Source organism: Sinomicrobium pectinilyticum, assembly GCF_003725735.1.
GTDB classification, from domain to species: Bacteria; Bacteroidota; Bacteroidia; order Flavobacteriales; family Flavobacteriaceae; genus Sinomicrobium; species Sinomicrobium pectinilyticum.
This window is the reverse complement of sequence record NZ_RJTM01000112.1, coordinates 1-19,755: the sequence shown is the minus strand read 5'-3', so window position 1 is coordinate 19,755 and position 19,755 is coordinate 1. Positions and strand designations below refer to the sequence as shown.

12 protein-coding genes and 1 pseudogene are annotated in these 19,755 nt (G+C 42.5%); 10 read left to right on the top strand and 3 right to left on the bottom strand.

Translation table 11 applies throughout. The features are described from left to right. Positions 1–216: 216 nt before the first annotated feature. Positions 217–660 carry a winged helix-turn-helix transcriptional regulator gene (locus tag ED312_RS17035; protein ID WP_123217234.1) on the bottom strand — a complete coding sequence of 148 codons (444 nt, stop codon included), beginning with the start codon at positions 658–660 and terminating at the stop codon, positions 217–219. A gap of 73 nt (positions 661–733) precedes the next feature. On the opposite strand from ED312_RS17035, the gene ED312_RS17030 reads away from it, so the two are divergent. After that, positions 734–1,930, top strand: a complete 1,197-nt coding sequence (locus ED312_RS17030; protein WP_123217233.1) for an MFS transporter — start codon at positions 734–736, stop codon at positions 1,928–1,930. A gap of 248 nt (positions 1,931–2,178) precedes the next feature. Here the strand turns inward: ED312_RS17030 and ED312_RS17025 are convergent. Further along, a pseudogene (locus ED312_RS17025) lies at positions 2,179–3,002 on the bottom strand (IS5/IS1182 family transposase). A 223-nt stretch (positions 3,003–3,225) separates the two neighbouring features. Here ED312_RS17025 and ED312_RS23845 point away from each other — a divergent pair. After that, the gene (locus ED312_RS23845) at positions 3,226–3,369 is read left to right on the top strand and encodes a hypothetical protein (RefSeq protein WP_170164544.1); all 144 of its coding nucleotides are present in this window, start codon (positions 3,226–3,228) and stop codon (positions 3,367–3,369) included. 142 nt (positions 3,370–3,511) lie between these two features. On the opposite strand, the gene ED312_RS17020 is transcribed toward ED312_RS23845, so the two are convergent. Continuing rightward, positions 3,512–4,063 carry an RNA polymerase sigma factor gene (locus ED312_RS17020; protein ID WP_123217232.1) on the bottom strand — a complete coding sequence of 184 codons (552 nt, stop codon included), beginning with the start codon at positions 4,061–4,063 and terminating at the stop codon, positions 3,512–3,514. Between the two features lie 129 nt (positions 4,064–4,192). Between ED312_RS17020 and ED312_RS17015 the strand changes: the two genes are divergently transcribed. The 8 genes from ED312_RS17015 (at position 4,193) to ED312_RS16980 (ending at position 19,594) form a co-directional block, all read left to right on the top strand. Continuing rightward, complete coding sequence (locus ED312_RS17015; protein WP_123217231.1) at positions 4,193–5,365, top strand: FecR family protein; 1,173 nt, start codon at positions 4,193–4,195, stop codon at positions 5,363–5,365. Positions 5,366–5,511: 146 nt separating this feature from the next. Next, complete coding sequence (locus ED312_RS17010; protein ID WP_206363275.1) at positions 5,512–8,757, top strand: TonB-dependent receptor; 3,246 nt, start codon at positions 5,512–5,514, stop codon at positions 8,755–8,757. 39 nt (positions 8,758–8,796) lie between these two features. After that, positions 8,797–10,242: a RagB/SusD family nutrient uptake outer membrane protein gene (locus ED312_RS17005; protein WP_123217229.1), complete on the top strand. Its 1,446-nt coding sequence runs from the start codon at positions 8,797–8,799 to the stop codon at positions 10,240–10,242. A gap of 87 nt (positions 10,243–10,329) precedes the next feature. Next, positions 10,330–11,691, top strand: coding sequence for an FAD-dependent oxidoreductase (locus ED312_RS17000; protein WP_123217228.1), 1,362 nt, complete (start codon positions 10,330–10,332; stop codon positions 11,689–11,691). 28 nt (positions 11,692–11,719) lie between these two features. Further along, positions 11,720–12,820, top strand: a complete 1,101-nt coding sequence (locus ED312_RS16995) for a hypothetical protein (protein WP_123217227.1) — start codon at positions 11,720–11,722, stop codon at positions 12,818–12,820. A 164-nt stretch (positions 12,821–12,984) separates the two neighbouring features. After that, on the top strand, positions 12,985–15,210 hold the full coding sequence (locus ED312_RS16990; protein ID WP_123217226.1) for a family 78 glycoside hydrolase catalytic domain: 2,226 nt from the start codon (positions 12,985–12,987) through the stop codon (positions 15,208–15,210). A 78-nt stretch (positions 15,211–15,288) separates the two neighbouring features. Next, positions 15,289–16,731, top strand: coding sequence for a carbon starvation CstA family protein (locus ED312_RS16985; protein WP_123217235.1), 1,443 nt, complete (start codon positions 15,289–15,291; stop codon positions 16,729–16,731). Between the two features lie 136 nt (positions 16,732–16,867). Beyond that, positions 16,868–19,594 (top strand): T9SS type A sorting domain-containing protein, encoded by a 2,727-nt coding sequence (locus ED312_RS16980; protein ID WP_123217225.1) that lies wholly within the window; start codon positions 16,868–16,870, stop codon positions 19,592–19,594. The last annotated feature ends 161 nt before the right edge of the window (positions 19,595–19,755 follow it).

The following is a 19,755-nucleotide window of genomic DNA, read 5'->3' as shown; positions in this document are numbered from 1 at the left end:
GGGAGAGTATGTCGCCGCCTTCTTTGAAACCCTTCACTAAACAGTGAGGGGTTTTTTTATATCCCAAGCCGAAAACAGATTGGATGCTAAAGCAAAAGCTGCATAGACTCTTAAAAGATTTGAAACTTTAGAGTGACCTTTTATCGGAATGCAAAAGAGGAGCTTCGGCACTATCCCAAAAGGTCGTAAATTGTAAATGCCAGGGGCAAAATTTTTTCAGGTTTTTCTTTTTTCTTTTTGATGATTTAAATTGGCCATTAATTTTTCTGTGTAGGCCCGTATAGTATTTGTTTTATCCGTTTTCAGATCGGTGAGCAGGCTTTTAGGATGAGTATAAGTATCCGGGTAATATTTATTTCCCCAAAGGATGAGCTCTGCGATAACAGGAATTAATGCAATGGCTTTTTGGGTGGGGTGATAAAAGTGTCTTGCCCTTTTGCCGGGAGCTTTTTCTTTGACTATTAATTCTTGTGCTTCAAGAACGCCTAACCGATCGGCTAAAATATTGGTGGCTATTTTTTCAGCAGATTGCATAAACTCTCCATACGATGATTTACCTTCAAAAATAATATCCCGGATGACCAGTAGTGTCCATTTGTCTCCAAATATATCCAATGCCGTGCTAATAGGGCATAAAGACCTGTTTGTAAACTTTTTCATAAAATGACATTATTACTTGCAAAATGCAAGTTTATTATGTTGTTTTGTACTTGTTTTTTGCAAGTATAAAAGTATGAAAAAAGAACTAAAAACCCGCAACAACTTATCTTCAACCCATATCGTATTATTGGCAACGGCCTGTGGCCTTGCTGTCGCAAATGTCTATTATGCCCAGCCTTTGCTGGATTTGATGGGTGAAACGTTTCATATCGATCATGCCGAAGTAGGAATTATAGTTACAATTTCACAAATAGGCTATGGTATAGGGTTGTTATTACTCGTGCCGCTCGGTGATCTGATAAACGGACGAAAGCTTATCATTTTTCAATTCCTTTTGTTAGGATTGTTTTTATTAATTACCGGGTTGGCCACATCTGCTTTCATGTTGCTTGCCGGAATGTTCCTGGTAGGGTTGATGGCCGTAGTAACCCAATCCTTAGTAGCCTATGCGGCAAATATGACTGACAACCTTACAAGAGGACGTGTGGTAGGTATTGTTACCGGGGGAGTGGTTACCGGGTTGTTATTGGCCCGGACCGTGGCAGGGGTCCTTACGGAATTAGCAGGATGGCGGAGTGTCTATCTCATATCAGCGATGATAGTGATGGTAATGAGTATTATATTATTCCGTACACTTCCGGACCCCGGAAAACCGAAGAGTTCGCTAAACTATCCTCAACTGCTCGGCTCTGTATTTGTCCTTTTTTGCAAACATCCTTTGTTTCTGATACGCTCACTTATGGCTATGCTGATATTTGCTGCAGGACAGGTTTTATGGACGCCCATGGTGCTGCCCCTTAGCCAGCCCCCTTTTTCCTTTTCACATACTGCTATTGGGATGTTTGGACTTGCCGGAGTCACGGGAGCACTCGGTGCTGCAAAGGCAGGTAGCTTATCTGACCGGGGTTATGCCCGGTGGGCTTGTGGTATGGCATTGGTATTAATGTTTATATCCTGGTTACCCACTGTTTTGATGTTTCACTCGCTATGGTTACTAATCTTGGGGATTATTATTTTTGATATGGGACTTCAGGCAGTGCATGTAATCAATCAAAGTCTTATTCTTAAAATTGATCCCGAAGCCCGTAGCCGGATCACCGGAGGGTATATGATATTCTATTCCATTGGAAGTGCAACCGGTTCTATTGCTTCTACAATGACTTTTGCCCGTTGGGGATGGAATGGTGTATGTGTTTTGGGAGCTGCTATAGGGATGTCAGTATTCCTCTTGTGGTGGAGATCGGAGCAATCCGGTCTTATAAAGAAATAAGTAGCTGGTAGAAATTATATTTGCCAAAGCATATCATTTTCTTATAAGGGCTAATTAATATTTTTGCCTGATCCGGGAGAATCCTCCTAATGTTGTCCCGGATAGAAATAAAAAAGCCCCGAAGCCTCGGAGGCCTTCTGTTTACCGGTGTGGGGCCTACTGGATTCGAACCAGTGCCCCTGCTTGTAAGGTAGGGAAAAATACCTTTCTTATAATTTCATTTGTTTTCTTGTATACTATGAACTCGTTTAAACTTTTTTCTTTTTGATAGGTTTGAACTTTTTCAAGGCTAATACAATAAAAGCAATATAGTTTAAACCCTATCAAGTTTGCCACGGTGGTGTCAAACCCGTTTAGTAACGACCGGAAACTGCCTATCCGGGCATTGATACGCTCGATGACATAGCGCTGGTCATAAAGTTCTTTGTCAAAATAGTCGTCTCTGTCCTTATCTGCGTTACGTTTGTTGAAGCAGATATTGGCATTGATTTGTTTCTGGGTACAAGCCCGTCGGAACCTCTTGGCTTCAAAACCGACATCCGCATTAAGGAATAGCCCCTCCACGCTCAGCTCAGCATCTTTCAGGGTACCAGTGACTACTTCAAGCTGCACCTAGATGTTATACAGGTTGTTATGGTTGCCTGCTATAGGTTCAGACATTGCTAAAGGCAGGGACTGACTTTCGCTAAGATATGGGGCACTGGTGGTTTTACGCTTCTTACGGCCTTGGTATTCCACTTGTTCCCCGCCCCTGATGGTCGAGGTGTGACTGCTATCCGGAAAGGTCAAGTTTTGATTTATGGTGGTTGAGGAAGCTCACCCAAGAGTCCTTCCAAAACCGACACAGGCATTACTTACGATAATGATAGTAAACCGACTGCCAACTGAGCACTTCACTGTCTAAAAGAGCTTTTACAGGCAGTTGATGCCATTGGACATCGGTCTTGAACTTGTAGAGGAAGGCGTTAACAATCTCAACCAATGGAACAATAGGGGCAAATCCGCGATGAGTCTTAGGTAGGTATGGTACTATTTCCAATGCCATTGTATCTTTGTCAAGTACAGAGTACATAAAGGATTGGTTTTGATAATTGTATGTTTCGCAACACAAATATCTTCAACCCTTCTTTTATTTTTTAAAAAGTTTAAATCACTGCATTAATAAAATAATGATAAGTGATAAAAATAGCAAAAAAGATGCTCTGCATACTGTATAAAATAAAGGTTAAGCCTTATAAAAATATTATAACATTAAGGTTTTTTATCCTGCTAAAACCATTATTACCAAAGAAGGGATGACACTGTTACCTTCGGAAAATGTAGAGAACCCGGTAGCCGTCCGTTATGCATGTCAGGACTATGCCATGGGCGATCTCTTTAATACTGAAGGCCTCCCCGCATTATCATTTCGAACAGATGACTGGGATATGAATAACTGATCAAATTATTTGTTTACAGAGCCTTTTCTTTTGGCCGGACTTGCGTTTTGGAATTGAATGTTTCTTTGTAGGCAAGCCGCCAGTCATTGGAATGGTACCTTTTGAGTCTTACCGGGGAATCATAGTTTTATGTGCAGTAATCTTATTTTAGTCGGTTTGTAAGGTTTTTTCGTAACTGGTTATAGGCTTTAGTGAGATGCCCCTCGACAGTTTTAACGGATACATTCATATATTCTGCAATTTCGATATTGGTCAACCCCTCCTTTACCCGGAGTAAGAGTGTTTTTTTGCATTTATTAGGCAATAGATTAATTTCATCAAATATAATGGCGATCTTCTGTTTTAATAATTCTGGTTCATTCTCTTCAATAATTTCGTTCATTGTTTCCACATAGGTATGTTCTAATTGAGAGTTTGCTTTCGTTTTGTGATAGTGGTTGGTGAACTCATTATAGGTAGTTTTATATAAAAAATTTTTTATAGAATATACCGGGTTAAGCCGATTTCTGGATTCCCAGGTCTTTAAAAAAACATTTTGAACTATATCCTCTGCACTGCCATGATCGTGAGTCAGACTTAAGGCATAGATAAATAGCTTCTTGTAATATGTAGTTACAAGATGGGCATACGCATTTTCATTTCCTTTTTTCAGTTGTAGTATAAACTCCTGATAATCTTTATATGGGTTATACATAGTCAAAATCTACAAATGCTAAATAAAAAGGATGTAAATATCCTAAAATATTAATTATGCTCAAAAAAAATACAAAAAAAGCAAGGGTTTTAAAATTTTGTCTTGTAATAAGGAATAGAATCCTTTGTCATGATGTCAACAAATATTGAAGAATTAATAATAAAATATATAAACAGGTCGGCAACGACCAGGGATTTGGACATACTCTCCGAATGGATCAGGAATCCTGAAAACGAACAGGTATTTAAAGATTTTGTTCGTACGCATTATTTGGTTTTATACAGCGCAAATGATATTGATGTAGAGAAAGAGTTACAACGTTTTCTGAACACATTACACAGTGAAAAATCATGGAGTTACAGATTGAGAAAACAGCCAGTGATCAAATATGCTGCAGTAGCAGTGGTTGTCGTGGGGATGATAATTGGTAGTTATTTTTTAGGAAATTTTGAGGAAAACCATGCGGGGAAAAACTTGCCTGTGGCACTGGATAATAATATCCGGATCGGTGAAAATAAAGCCATACTTACCTTAGAGGACGGTTCACAAATTCTGCTAGAGAAAGGAAAGTCCACGGAAGTGAAAAATGCAAAAAGTGATGGGGAACAACTGTTTTACGATAAAAGCAATCCGAAAGAATCCAAAATAGAATATAATTATTTAACTGTTCCTCGCGGAGGTCAGTTTTTTATCAAATTGGCTGATGATACCCAAGTATGGCTGAACTCTGAATCTCAATTGAAATACCCGGTGAATTTTGCCCAGGGAAGGACAAGGGAAGTTGAATTGATATATGGAGAGGCTTTTTTCGATGTATCTCCGAGTACCAGGCACGGAGGAGCAGATTTCAAAGTCTATAGCAACAGACAGGAGGTTCATGTATTGGGTACCGAATTTAATGTTAAAGCCTATAGGGATGAAGCTAATATTTACACCACATTGGTAGAAGGTAAAGTAACAATTACCTATGGAGACAAAACACGAAAAATAATTCCTGGTGAACAGTTGAGTATAGATCTGGACAGAAACTCGTTAAACATAACCTCTGTTGATATATATAATGAAATATCCTGGAAGGAAGGAGTGTTTAGTTTTGATGAAAAATCATTAAAAGAAATAATGAATGTTTTAGCTCGCTGGTATAATATTGACGTAATTATAAAAGATAAATCTATCGAAGACCGAAAATTTGTAGGTGTATTAAGAAAAAATCAACAGATAGAGGATATACTTGCGGCTATTCGAAATTTTGGGTGCTTTCAGAGTTTTACTATTAAAGGTAAGACTGTAGTATTAGAATAAAAAAGGGAACGAAGTGTAAGCATTTGGTCGTGTCACAAACTTCGTCCCTCATCATGTATTAATTAACCAATGTTTAACTAACACCAAACAAATTTATGGAAATTAAATTTATTGAGGTTTGTTTTCCTACGAGAAAACGAATACTAATGATGGTTATGAAAGTCTTCTTCTTTTTAGTGTGCACCACGGTTTTTTGCTTTAATACAGAAAAATCGTTTTCCCAGGGAAAGGTAATAATTGAAGAGGATCAATACGTTACCGCAGATAAAGTATTCAGAATTATTGGAGAACAAACCAACTATAATTTCATCTACCCTAAGGAGTTCTTTAAGGATTTACCAAAATTTCAATTGAAAAAGGGAGAATTTACGGTTTCTGAATTACTGGACCAAATATTGCGAAGGAATAACCTGGACTTTTCGCTGGGAAACAATACCATTCTTATTACAGAAAGTACTCTTGTTAAGGAATTAAGGCAACAATATCAGGTAACGGGTAGTGTTAAAGATAAACAAGGAATACCGTTGGCGGGTGCTAATATTATAGAGAAGGGGACTTCCAACGGTGTTGTGGCAGATTTTGATGGAAATTTCACCATGGAGGTCTCCAGGCCGGATGCTGTGCTCTCCTTTAGCTTTATAGGTTATGAAACCAAGGATGTCCCGGTTGGACAGAATACCGAAATTAAGGTTCAACTGGCTGAAGATGCCCAAGGGTTGGAGGAAATTGTGGTGATTGGCTACGGGACTGTCAGGAAAAGTGACCTGACCGGATCCGTATCCCAGGTGAAATCTAAAGATATCAATGCTTTTCCGGCTTCTAACGTATTGCAGGCGGTCTCCGGCAGAGCGGCAGGGGTTCAGGTAATCCAGAATAATGGATCTCCGGGATCGCCCATCAGTGTAAGGATCAGGGGAACCAATTCGGTTCAGGGTGGGAATGATCCGTTATATGTAGTGGATGGTTTTCCCTTCTCCGGAAATCCCACCCAGCTCAATAATAGTGATATTGAAAGTATAGAAGTGTTGAAAGATGCTTCCGCTACAGCGATTTATGGATCGCGGGGAGCCAATGGTGTGGTGCTGATTACCACCAAGCAGGGAAAGGAAGGGAAAACCCGGATAGATATTGAAACAAGTACCTCCATGCAGTCCCTGCGGAAAAAGCTCAGTTTGATGAACGCCAGAGAATATGCACGGTTCCAGAATCTCCAGGCAGCCAACGACAATATTCCGTTGTATTTTACCGATCAACAGATCAATTCCTATTCCGAAGGATATGATTGGCAGGACCTGATCTTTCAGGATGCACCTATAATTTCCACCTCCCTGAATGTAAGCGGCGGAAACAGCAAGACACGCTTTTCATTGGCCGGAGGTTTCTTTGGTCAGGAAGGGATTATAAAGGGCAGTGATTATAACCGGTACTCCCTGAGGTTGAACCTGGATCATAATATAAGCGAAAAAATAAGCGTCAACTTCAACACCACACTTACCCACCTGAAGACAGAACGAAAAGATAGCGGGGGAGGGCATCGGGGAAATTCAATGATCGGTGCAGCCCTTTCCGCAGCTCCGATTTCCCAACCTTATGATGAAAACGGGAACTATACGGTATTGGGAAATGAATTTCCTTTTGTAGCCCCCGATATCATCAACCCCTTGAATTTTATCAACGAATTGAGCAATGTCACAAAGGCAAATGTGGTCCTGAGTCGACTGGCATTTACCTATCAACCCATCGAGGAACTAACACTGAAAGTAGCTGGAGGTATCGAAAACAGGGATGACCGGTCTGATGGTTACAGATCCCGGAATTTCTATAATTCAGAAGGAATTGCAGGGGTAAGCACCGGTCAGTTTAGAAGCCTGCTCAGTGAAACCACCCTCGCTTACAATAAGGTATTTGGGGAAAAACACCGTTTTTCAGCATTGGCAGGATTTACCTATCAGGATTTTGTGAAGACAACCCTAAGTGCCAGTGGAGTTGGCTTTTTGAGTGATGAGTTTGAAACCCATAATTTAGGAGCTGCCCAAAATCACAACGTCCCGGGCAGTAGTTACAGTAAATCCGTCCTGCTTTCTTATTTGGGAAGGATTAATTATACCTATTCGGACAGGTACCTTTTTACCTTTAGTTTCAGGACAGATGGATCCTCCAGGTACAGTCCGGGCAATAAGTGGGGGTATTTCCCTTCCGGGGCTGTAGCATGGAAACTGTCTGAAGAAGAATTTTTAAAGGATAATTCCCTGATCTCAGATCTTAAGATACGCGGAAGTTGGGGGTTGACTGGTAGTCAGGCGATCAGTCCTTATACTACGCTCAATCAGCTGAGTCCCGGAAATACCGTATTTGATGATCAGTTGGTCAACACCTTTGCTCCGGGTTCTTCATTGCCGGGAGACCTGAAATGGGAAACTACCGAACAATTCGACCTAGGATTGGACTTGGGCCTATGGGAAGGCCGGATGGTGTTCAATGCAGATTTCTATGTGAAGAATACCAGAGACCTGCTCAATGTGGTCAGGCTTCCAAGTTCACTGGGATTTACCTCTACGGTGCAAAATGTCGGAAAGGTTCAAAATAAAGGAATCGAGTTAGGCCTGGATACCAGAATCCTCTCCGGTAGCATGTTTGAATGGGACCTGTTTGGAAATATTTCATTCAACAGGAACAAGGTGGTCAGCTTATACAATGGCGAGGATATTTTAGGGGCTTCTATAAACGTGCTGGTCGTTGGAGACAATGCAACCATTCTAAAGGAAGGGAGGCCCATAGGACAGTTCTGGGGATTTAAAGAAGACGGATACGATGAGGGAGGAAGGATCAAATTCCAGGACCTGGATGGCGATGGGAAGATCACGGCAAATGATAAAACCTATATCGGTGACCCCAACCCGAAATTCATCTACGGGTTGAATTCCAGTATGCGTTACAAGAACTTCGAATTGACCCTATTTATCCAGGGATCGCAGGGCAACGATATCTTAAATGTGAGTTCTATTCCCAGCACCCTGGATTACGGTCAGGGTATGAATATGCCCAAAGAGGTTCTCTATGACCATTGGACACCGGAAAACCAAAATGCCAAATATCCCTTGATCAGCCGGAATGTCTCGGCGCGAATGTCCGACCGTTTCGTGGAAGATGGTTCCTATCTGAGATTCAAGAATATTCAACTGGCCTACAACCTCCCGGCCGGGATATCTGAAAAGGCCGGGTTTAGAAATATACAGATGTATGTGAGTGCACAGAATTATATCACTTTTACCAGATACTCCTGGTGGGACCCTGAAGTGAACTCCCGAGGAGCCGGCACACAGTTGGGTATAGACCATTACTCATATCCTATTCCGAAATCGTTAACCGTGGGATTGCGATTGGGATTATAGTTCCTAAAAAGGATTTAAAACCGATAAAATTCTGAAAAGATGAAACATACTATTCTAAACCATATACTACTTGGATTTTGCGTTTTGGCAATGGTCTCCTGTGAGGGCCTACTGGAAGAAAATCCGAAGAGCGTTGCCGTGGAAAATTTCTATAATACTCCTGAAGATGTGGAATCTGCGGTGAATGCCATTTACACACCTCTGCGATCGATACGTGCTGAACAGATCGTTATCCTGGATGCCCATTCAGATTGGGGTTATGGTCGGGGGAGCAGGGCACAATATAATGACTTCGCCGGTCTCAATACCTCGAATGCAAATGCGGCAGGAGCGCGGTGGGATTCTTTTTACAAGGCCATCCGCAATGCCAATCTGGTTATTGCAAATGCCCCCAATGGGGATGCTATCAGCCAGGAAGAGGTGGATTTCTATGTTGCAGAGGCCAGGTTCCTTAGGGCCTTAACCTATTTTGACCTGGTCCGAAACTGGGGAGGTGTTCCCCTTCGGACAGAAGAAAATATGCAACAGGGCGACCTGCCCCGGAGCACTGTAGATGAGGTTTATGCACTGATCGTAGAAGACCTCCGGTTTGCCGAGCAGTATCTGGATGAATCTCCCAGGCAGGTGGGGCGCCCTACGGTATATGCTGCTAAGACACTACTGGCAGATGTTTATCTCAATCTGGGTGATTATGAGATGGCCCTGCAAAAGAGCGGGGAAGTCATCCGGTCCGGAAATTTTTCACTGGTACCTGTGACTTCTGTTAAAGATATTCAAACGAACATATTTGGGGCAGATCTGTTGACAAGTACAGAGGAGATCTTCTATTTTAAATATTCGCGGGACACCGACCAGGGGAATTTTATCTTATGGATACTCAATCACCCGGACACAGGACACTTCAATTTTGGGGGTGCATATGCCCACTATGGCGACGCAGCCAATCCCTTTTATACCGAATGGGATGATGCAGACCTGAGAAAAGGCCTTTGGGACCAGGTCGATTTTGGTTTAGGGACCACGACCTTAGTAAGCAGTAAATATGTCGAACCCGCTGCGGTCTCCCGGAATGACGGAGGCAACGACCTGCCTGTTTACAGGTATGCTGAAGTATTGTTGATTTTTGCCGAGGCCGAAGCCCGGGTATCCGGAGGACCTACAAGTGCGGCAATTGATGCGCTAAACCAGGTCCATCGCAGGGCTTACGGGCTTGACTCCGGTATGGAGTCAGAAGTGGATCTGAAATTCAGTAGCGGAGAATCGGCCCGGTTCCTGGAGGCAGTTCTGCAGGAAAGAGGTTATGAATTTCAGTTCGAAGGCAAAAGATGGCTCGATCTAAAGCGTACCGGGAAAGCCCAGGAAATGATCATGAAAAACAAAGGTTTGGCCATTGCCGAGGCACACTATCTATGGCCTATTCCAATTTCGGAGATCAATTTCAACGGAGCTATCAATCCGGAAACCGACCAGAACCCTGGCTACTAACCATTATTAAACAAATCAGAAGGAGGTTCCGGAAAGTGTAAAAACAAGCACTTTCAGGGGCTTCTATGCCAAATTCGCAAAGAAATTATGAAAAGAAGAGATATGCTGACCAGGATCGGAGTCCTGTCGTTAGGTATGGCGATGCCTGGTCTTTCACAAGGAGAAATATTAAAAAAGCCCTATAAAATCCGGTTCAGGACCATGGAGACGGATATCCTCGTGGTAGGGGGTGGAACGGCAGGAGCAATAGCTGCCATACAAGCCGGCCGTGCCGGTCAGAAAGTTACCCTTTTGGAATGTCAAAGCCAGCTGGGAGGGACCACAACTACTGCCGGAGTGGCTTTTCCGGGGATCTTTCACGCCTGGGGAAAGCAGGTTATCAGTGGTATAGGTTGGGAAATTGTCCAGGAAGCGGTAGCACTGAATGGAGATACCCTTCCTGATTTTTCAATGCCTCATGGCCGGCAACACTGGAGACATCAAATCCGGCTCAATGGGCAACTATACTCAATGCTGCTGGAACAAAAGTGCATCGATGCCGGAGTGGAGATCAGGTATTATGAAACGCCTACCCAAATTACCTTTCGGAACGATCATTGGCTGGTGGAAACTGTGGGGAAAGGAATACATGTGCAGATCCGATGCAGGCAGATCATCGATTGTTCGGGTAATGCGATCGCAGCATCCATAGCCGGATTTGACCTTATAAGAGAAAAAGAAACCCAACCCGGGACGCTGATGTTTACCCTTGAAGGCTATGATATGGAAAAGCTGGACCTGAATCTGATAAGATCAGCTTATAACGATGCCGTATCCAGAGGGGAGCTGGTTCGATCCGAATTCAGGGGAGACATCGTTGCCCTGCTAAAGACAAAGGGAGACAATATCCAACACATTAAAGGTGCGGATTCCACTACTTCCGAATCCCATACCCAGGCCAACATCATGGGAAGGACTTCCCTGTATAAACATCTGAAGTTCCTTAAAAAGCTGCCGGGATGTGAAAATATCAGGATCGCGGATATGCGAACTGAAGTAGGGGTAAGAGAAACCTACCGGATCGATGGTCTTTACCGTGTGACCAGGGAAGACTATGTGACCGGACGTGTCTTCAAGGACGCCGTCTCCTACTCATATTATCCGATCGACCTGCATACTGAACATGGAGTGACCCCCAGGCATTTGGCCGAAGGGGTAGTAGCTACCGTGCCTCTTCGCTCCCTTATCCCTAAAAACAGTAAAAATTTCATTGTTGCCGGACGTTGTCTGAGCAGTGATCGGCTTGCCAACTCTGCCCTACGGGTACAGGCTTCCTGCATGGGGATGGGGCAGGCAGCAGCAGCGGCCACTATTTTGGCCAATCAACAAAATATTTCTCCAGGCGAAGTGGATATGGATGATCTTAGAAAGCTATTGGAACAGCACGGAGGAATTGTGCCAAAATCTTGAATTTAGATATCATAATATGGAACTTTCAATGACTAAATCCCTCGTCTTTTTTCTGGTGGCGGTCTTATATTGGAGTATGGGCCAAAAAACACCTCAAGATCCGATCAGGTATTTCCGGAAGCAGACCATTAACCGTCCCATAGCCGGGGTGAAAGCCAGGACTGTTTCTCTGGAAGAGGAGATGCCCAATGATAGCTTGTTTCAACACTTGTCCGCAGATGGGGTGCCGGTTTATTATACACGGGAAGTCAAAACTGCAGTTTGCTTTGACAACAAATGCAGGCAACTGGTTATAACGCTTTTTTGGAATCCCACAGGGCGATATTTGGGTTTTGAACTCCCGGAAAATGAATTTCTAAGTAAAAAGGACCATGACCCTTTTACCGATAAGGAATATCAGCGGTTGAATGAATTGTTGGCAGATCCTGACCTTCCGCTGGGGAAAATTACCTTCAATGAATTGGTATTGACTTCTACACCCCTCAAGGGAGAATTGGACGGAGTAAGCGGGGCTACTTCTGAAAATCTACTGCAATATGTGATAGAAGGTGCTGCTTATACTACCTATAAATTATATACAATCCTTTATGGTCCCACACAACAACTGGTTAGGGACTGGACCATGCAGTGTTGGGGGAAAGAGTTTATGCTGGAGGTTATCCGAAGTAATAACCTCTACGATGTTTTCTGGGGATTGGAGAATGTCAAAGGAAAGTTGAAAGAATATCCCCGTCTGCAGGAACAAGTGCTGGATATGATCCGTAGTGAAAATTACTCTCTCTCGGAAAAGGCCATACATGCTTTGGAACCAAAAGATCTGGAGAACATTACGGTACAACTGAAGCTCTTGGAGAGCCTAAACGGGTTGGATTTTGGTCGGAAAAAAAGAATCTTGGAATTGTTCGGGGAAACCTCTCAATTATTTCCTGAAACAGTAGAGCAATTCAATTCCCGCATTTCTGATATGGAAATCCCATTAAAAGTCTTGATTCTTGAAATATTTAAAGAACACGAGGTGGTTGACGGGACGACCCTTCACACGGTAAATGGCTTGGCTCACTCAGGTAATCCCTATATTTCCCGGAAAGCCAAAGAGTATCTTGCCTGGTCAGGAAACAAGAAAGAATAATTTATTTTATGAAATGCCCATTAACAATTCTTGCAAACCAACCGATATGTTATTGGGGCATTCCATGCCTGTGCTGAGCACTTGGGTAAACCCAGTGTATCACTTGTCGAAGTATGACCTATGAAAATTTACAGTAAGCCTGTCGAACTAACAAAAAAGTACAGATGAAAAAAGCAATTGCATTAGGAGGTTTGTACCTAGTAATATTCAATATGTTATCCTGCGGGTCCCCGAAAACAGGTTCTGATATTTCCAATTCTGAAAAGGAGATACCATACGGTTTAATGATTGAATATCTGAGGGATAATGACGTAGCGGTAAACACAGGTTTCCCAGTTTTTAGCTGGGTGTTGCCAAAGGGAATGAAACAACAATCTGCCTACAGGATTTTAGTGTCATCATCTAAAGAGAAAATAGAGAATAATATCGGGGATTTATGGGACAGCAAAAAGGTTTTGTCGAATGAATCATCCACAGTTCCTTACAAAGGGAGACCATTGGTAGAAAATAACAGGTATTACTGGAAAGTCAAATTATGGGGAGAAGGGTATGAGGAATCCGGCTATTCGGAAATTAAAACCTTTATGGTATCTAAGAATGGCAATAAATATATAACCACTCTAAATAAATTCCAGGTAGAAGAGGTTTCTCCGGGGGTAATTGAAAAATTACCAGGAGGGACATATTTTATCGATTTTGGGAAAGATGCATTTGGCACGTTGAATTTTGATTACCGGGCGAAGACTGAAGATACATTGATCGTTAGTGTCGGCGAACAACTTAAGCACGGACGGATCAATAGAAACCCTCAGGGATCTATCCGATATAGGGAAGTTAAGATCCCTGTCAGTCCATCGAAAGAAAAATATGAATTAAATCTTTCTCCTGATGAAAGGAATACCGGTACTGATGCAGTGCATTTACCCGATTCTTTTCCTGTTTTAATTCCATTTCGCTATGCTGAGGTTGAAAATTATCATGGAAAATTATCAAAACAGGAGATAACACAGAAAGTCTTTTATAGCTATTTTGAAGATAATTCAAGTGAGTTTTCCAGTTCAGACACTACACTTAACCAGGTTTGGGATTTATGTAAATATTCTGTTAAAGCAACTTCTTTTGCAGGGATTTATATTGATGGGGACCGGGAAAGAATATCCTATGAAGCAGATGCCTATATCAATCAGCTGAGCCATTATTCGGTGGATAGAGAATATTCAAATGCCCGGAGAACGATCGAACATTTGATGGAAAACCCTACCTGGCCGACAGAATGGCAACTACATATGGCTCTCATGTTTTATCAGGACTATATGTATACCGGCAATCCCAATTTGATTAAAAAGTATTACGATAAGTTAAAAAACAAGACCCTTATGGAATTGGCACGGGAAGATGGACTGATTACAACTCATTCCGAAAAGGTCACTGATGATTTTATGAAGGGCTTGGGTTTTAGAGATACCAAAGCCCGTTTAAATGATATTGTGGACTGGCCCCCGGCACAAAAGGATACCGGTTGGAAATTGTATACCGAAAAAGGAGAAAGAGATGGATATGTGTTAATGCCCATCAATACTGTTGTGAATTGTTTTTATTATGAAAACCTTAGAATCATGTCTTTTTTTGCCGGACTTCTGGGCAAAAAAGACGAGGCAATAGCATTTAAAAATAAGCAGGAAAAAGTATATGAGGCCATCAACAAGGTGTTGTTTGATGAAGAAAAAAAAGTATATATAGATGGAGAAGGGACTACTCATTCTTCTTTACATGCTAATATGCTGGCATTGGCATTTAATATTGTTCCCGGGCAATTCAAAAATAATGTGGTTGATTTTATTAAATCCAGAGGTATGGCCTGTAGTGTCTATGGCGCCCAATACCTTTTGGAAGGATTGTATAATGCCAATGAAGCTGATTACGCTTTAGATCTTTTGACCTCAGATTCTGACAGGAGTTGGTATAATATGATCAAAGCAGGGTCTACGATAACCTTAGAAGCATGGGATATGAAATATAAGCCAAATGCCGATTGGAATCATGCCTGGGGTGCCGCCCCGGCAAATATTATCCCTAGAGGATTATGGGGGATAATCCCAACAGCTGCAGGATTCAGTGAATTTAGCATAAAACCCCGGATGTCCCGGATAGAGTCTACTCAAATTAAAGTCCCTACAATTAAAGGAGCTATTATAGCTTCTTATAAAAAGACAGGGCAATATGGGGTATATAATATTGAAATTCCCGGAAATACATTGGCTTATTTTAATGTGGAACATGTGCCTTTATTAGAAATAAATATGGAGAGTACTATGATAAGGAATAGAAAGGTTATCCGGTTGAAACCCGGGAAACACAAAATAAAAATAAAATTGAAAGAGGAGATGTAATTTTTGTTTTGCCAAAGCCAGTAAAGCTGAAATACTGCTCTTTAACCCTAAAAAATGGAGGTAATCCGATAAATGATTATGATAACCTTATGTATTTCAATAATTATACTAATTCTCGGCTACCGGTTCTACGGTAAAGTTATAGAAAGGATCTTCGGAGCAGAGCCGGAGCGGCCAACACCCGCTATATCCAAAACAGATGGGGTAGATTTTGTGAAGCTACCATTATGGAAAATCTTCCTGATCCAGTTTTTGAATATTGCAGGCCTTGGCCCTATTTTCGGAGCAGTTGCAGGGGCATTATGGGGGCCAGTGGCTTTTGTATGGATTGTGCTGGGCAGCCTTTTTGCCGGTGGAGTGCATGACTATTTCTGCGGAATGCTGTCCGTGCGTCATGAAGGAGAGAGTGTTTCGGAAGTATCGGGGTATTACCTTGGGAGCTGGATTAAGCAGTTTATGCGAGGATTTACCGTACTATTAATGATCATTGTAGGTGCAGTTTTTTTGCTGGGCCCTGCAAAGATCCTGGCAGGAATGACAGAAGGGACCATTAGCCTTTTTGGGTGGACCATGATCATATTGGTTTATTACATGCTGTCCACCATTTTGCCAATTGACAAGATTATAGGGAGGTTATATCCGGTGTTTGGTTTTGCCCTGTTGTTTATGTCTTTAGGTCTTTTTGCTGCCATGATTTTCCAGGGCATGAATGTTCCGGAGTTGGGGTTGTCTGGTTTTACAAACTTTCATTATGAATCAGAGGATTTCCCGGTATTTCCCATGCTTTTTGTAACCATTGCTTGTGGAGCTATTTCAGGATTTCATGCTACGCAATCACCTTTAATGGCGAGGTGTATCAGTAATGAGAAGCAAGGCAAAAAGGTGTTTTATGGAGCGATGGTAACGGAAGGAATGGTGGCTTTGATATGGGCAGCCATTAGTATGGGCTTTTTCGGAGGTATAAAGGAACTCAATATGGAAATGCTCAATAATGGTGACAACACCGCCCTGATGGTCAACAAGATTTCCAATGGCGCATTGGGTACTCTGGGGGGCTTACTGGCAATTTTAGGGGTTGTCGCGGCTCCGATCACTTCAGGAGATACTTCTTTCAGGAGTGCAAGGATCATTATTGCTGACTTTATGAAAGCAGATCAGAAATCGATCAAAAACAGGTTGATGATCAGCATCCCACTTTTTCTGGTGGGGTATTTACTCACCCTTGTCAACTTTGGGGTAATATGGAGGTATTTTGCCTGGACCAACCAGATGCTGGCTACAATAGTACTATGGACGGTGAGCGTGTATCTCATTCGTCAGGACAAGAACTACTGGATTGCACTGATCCCGTCGGTTTTTATGACGGCTGTAGTGGTTGCCTATATCCTGCTGGCTCCGGAGGGTTTCTCATTTCCGATAGTTTTTTCGGTCACTGTGGGAGTGATAATTGCGCTCGCATTAATGGGTATTGTGCTATTCAGGGTTCCTGGTATTAAAAAAACAAAAACAGGATTAGTATGAATAAAACATTAAGTTATAGCCCGGTTACCAGGGGTGTTTCACAGGATATACACTGTGAGTAACCACCAACACCTTAATTCATGGTCGCCAAATTATCCATCACCAATAAATCAGCCATCACTAAAAACTTTTAATAATGAAAAAAATATTACCCACCTTAGTTTTCTCCATTTTAACGAACTGCGGATTTTCCCAGGAGATCGATATACTTAGAGTGCCCTGGGGTGTGGCAGCACACCCCCACAGGGCTGAAGAATTAGCCAATATTGACAAATCATTCGGATTGGTAGAGGATGCAGATATCAGGTGGATGCGAGAGGATTTTTCGTTTGCCTATATCTGTAAAGATCCCGCAACAATGAATTTTGAACGTTATGACGATCTTATAGCCAAAACAGAAGAATATGGTATAATGTTTTTACCGGTATTACAGGGATTTGATAACGAGATTCAGGGATCAAGGCCGGACGTTACCCCTTTATACGAACACCTGGACGCCTGGCGGGACTATGTACGGGCTACGGTAACCAGGTACAAGGACAAACTAAAATACTGGGAGATATGGAACGAAGAAGATGGAGGATTCTGGAGGCCACATCCCGATGCTAACCAATATGTACCCCTGTTACAGGCGGCTTATGAAGAGATCAAGGCCATTGATCCGGAACTCCAGGTAGTAGTGGGCGGTTTGACTGGCTGGAATACAGAATACCTGAAAGCTATGTATGAGGCAGGAGCAAAAGACTACTTTGATATTATTGCGGTCCATCCCTACAATGAAGGGCCTGATCGCAGCTTGCGGGCCAAACGGGTGATGGGAGAATTCAAACAAGTTATGGCCAATTATGGAGATGGCGACATTCCCATTTGGATCACCGAATTCGGGACCACGTCATTTCAAAGTCCGTTGATGAACCAGCAGCCGGACTTTATGCTGAAGGCCATTGGTTATGGGCTGAAAAAACTGGGCAAGACCCCGCCTGCGAATTTGAAAGACCTGAAAGTAGGGATTGCAGTTTCCCCCCGGATAACCGATCTGGATGAAGTGGAACGCTCCCGTAACTGGCTGCCCGGTATCAGTGAAGATAGTATAGTGGCCATTCCATTTACCGAATTACAGGCGTTAGACCCGGATGAATATCCGGTACTCATAGGGGCAGAAGGGACTACTATAGACGAACCGCTCCTGGAACCGCTTTTGGGATATGTGAAGAAAGGAGGACTGTTGCTTGCCGTAAATAAACTGCCATTTTACTATGTCCGATACCTGGACGAAAATGGTATCTGGCAGACCAAGGAGCGTCATAACATTACCTATCCTATGTTTAGAATGAAGTTTGAGGCATTCTGGACCGGGGATTACCCGTATAATTCTTCCAGTGTAAAGACTTCTGAAGATGCGTTAAACGAAGGGCTGCCGGCAGTGGATAATGTTTACCTGACCCGTTACTTGTCAGGAGAAGGCATGGAAGAAGGGGATACCTATTATCCGATCATTACAGCCCTGCGGAGTGATGGAAACCGGGTTGCAGAAGGAATGTCGCTTTATACCTATGGTGACTGGCAGGGAGGCGTACTTATGAGTACCGCTGCGGTGGATGCGGGCTACACATGGGAAGAACAGGCTAATCTGTTGCAAAGGGTTTACCTGACCTATTTATCACTCGGAGTGGAAAAAATGTTTTGGTACGACCTGCATAATGATGGCTATTCTCCCTATGAACGTGAACATAATTTCGGACTGTTGGGCTGGAACTGGAATCCCAAGCCAGCGTATCACGCCTACAAGGAATTGACCGAAGCCCTGGGACAAAACCCGACATTTGAAGAACGCCGGAACATGGGCGATCCGGATATCTGGGCACTGGTATTCGATAGAGCTGAAGACAACAAAAAAGTGTTGGCAATATGGGCTGTGGATGTAACTGCAACTGTCACGTTCTGCGGACAGGAAATCCCCCTTACTGACAATAAGGTCCATTTTGTTTACCTGAATAAAAATGGAAGGCCCCTTATCAATACCCTGGAGTCCCCGGTTTATATAGATTTTGGTAAAATAAATATGCAGTCTCCCTTTCCCTGGAATAATATGAATGAAAACAGCCGTTTGACAGGCAGTAAAATTCCTAATTTAATAGATTCCATAGGAGGGGAAACACGGATTTCACTGGAAGTTGTCGAAGGTTTTACAGGGATATCCTCGGGGGGATTAACTGAAACCGAAACCGGATTTGAACAAGCGGCTACCGCAGATTTTTTTTATTCTGGTACGGATATGGAATCTGCCTGCCTGTTGCTAAAAGGGCTTGATACGGAACAGGATCTTGATTTTTCCTTTTATGGCGGTAGTACCCTTACTATCGGAGATAGGTATACTCGTTATAAGGTAACAGGCTCTAATGAAGGTGAAGGAATACTGAATGCCGCACTTAACACTTCGGAGGTCGTGGAAATCTACAAAATCCGTCCCGACTCACTGGGAACTATCCGGATAGAAATATCAAAACCGGCAGGAAATACGGATTCTGGCTATTACATACTCAATCTCATGACAATTGCCCCTTCTTGTACAGGTGCAGATTCCGGTTCAAACACTGATATTATGACAACAACAGATGCTAAATCCGGAAAGACACTTATTCTTTTTCCAAACCCGGTACACGATACACTTTATATAAACAGTACTGAAAGTCTTGAGGAAATAGTTATTGTAGATTACTTTGGCAGGACGGTAACCAGGTATTCCGGAAAACAGGCCAAAAGAAAATTTATTTCCCTGGTTTCGTTACGTAAGGGGTATTATCTGGTAAAGTTCACTGACAAAAACGGGAATGTCCATACAAAAAAAGTGATTAAGGAATAAACAATATATAGAGCTTGTCTCGGCTTTTCGCTAAAATGTAAAAAGTCGAGGTAAGTTCTTAAGCAAGCAGAAAAAATTATAGGTTTTCCGGAAATCCTTTATTGTCCCCAGGTAGAAATAAAAAAAGCCCCCGAAATCTCGGAGGCCTTATTTTTACTGTC

Excerpts from the sequence above, each read along its gene's own strand:
- ED312_RS17035 (WP_123217234.1), bottom strand. The coding sequence starts at position 660 with ATGAAAAAGTTTACAAACAGGTCTTTATGCCCTATTAGCACGGCATTG.
- ED312_RS16990 (WP_123217226.1), top strand. The coding sequence starts at position 12,985 with ATGAAAAAAGCAATTGCATTAGGAGGTTTGTACCTAGTAATATTCAAT.
- ED312_RS16995 (WP_123217227.1), top strand. The coding sequence starts at position 11,720 with ATGACTAAATCCCTCGTCTTTTTTCTGGTGGCGGTCTTATATTGGAGT.
- ED312_RS17020 (WP_123217232.1), bottom strand. The coding sequence starts at position 4,063 with ATGTATAACCCATATAAAGATTATCAGGAGTTTATACTACAACTGAAA.
- ED312_RS17030 (WP_123217233.1), top strand. The coding sequence starts at position 734 with ATGAAAAAAGAACTAAAAACCCGCAACAACTTATCTTCAACCCATATC.
- ED312_RS16980 (WP_123217225.1), top strand. The coding sequence starts at position 16,868 with ATGAAAAAAATATTACCCACCTTAGTTTTCTCCATTTTAACGAACTGC.
- ED312_RS17010 (WP_206363275.1), top strand. The coding sequence starts at position 5,512 with ATGATGGTTATGAAAGTCTTCTTCTTTTTAGTGTGCACCACGGTTTTT.
- ED312_RS17000 (WP_123217228.1), top strand. The coding sequence starts at position 10,330 with ATGAAAAGAAGAGATATGCTGACCAGGATCGGAGTCCTGTCGTTAGGT.
- ED312_RS16985 (WP_123217235.1), top strand. The coding sequence starts at position 15,289 with ATGATAACCTTATGTATTTCAATAATTATACTAATTCTCGGCTACCGG.
- ED312_RS17005 (WP_123217229.1), top strand. The coding sequence starts at position 8,797 with ATGAAACATACTATTCTAAACCATATACTACTTGGATTTTGCGTTTTG.
- ED312_RS23845 (WP_170164544.1), top strand. The coding sequence starts at position 3,226 with ATGACACTGTTACCTTCGGAAAATGTAGAGAACCCGGTAGCCGTCCGT.
- ED312_RS17015 (WP_123217231.1), top strand. The coding sequence starts at position 4,193 with ATGATGTCAACAAATATTGAAGAATTAATAATAAAATATATAAACAGG.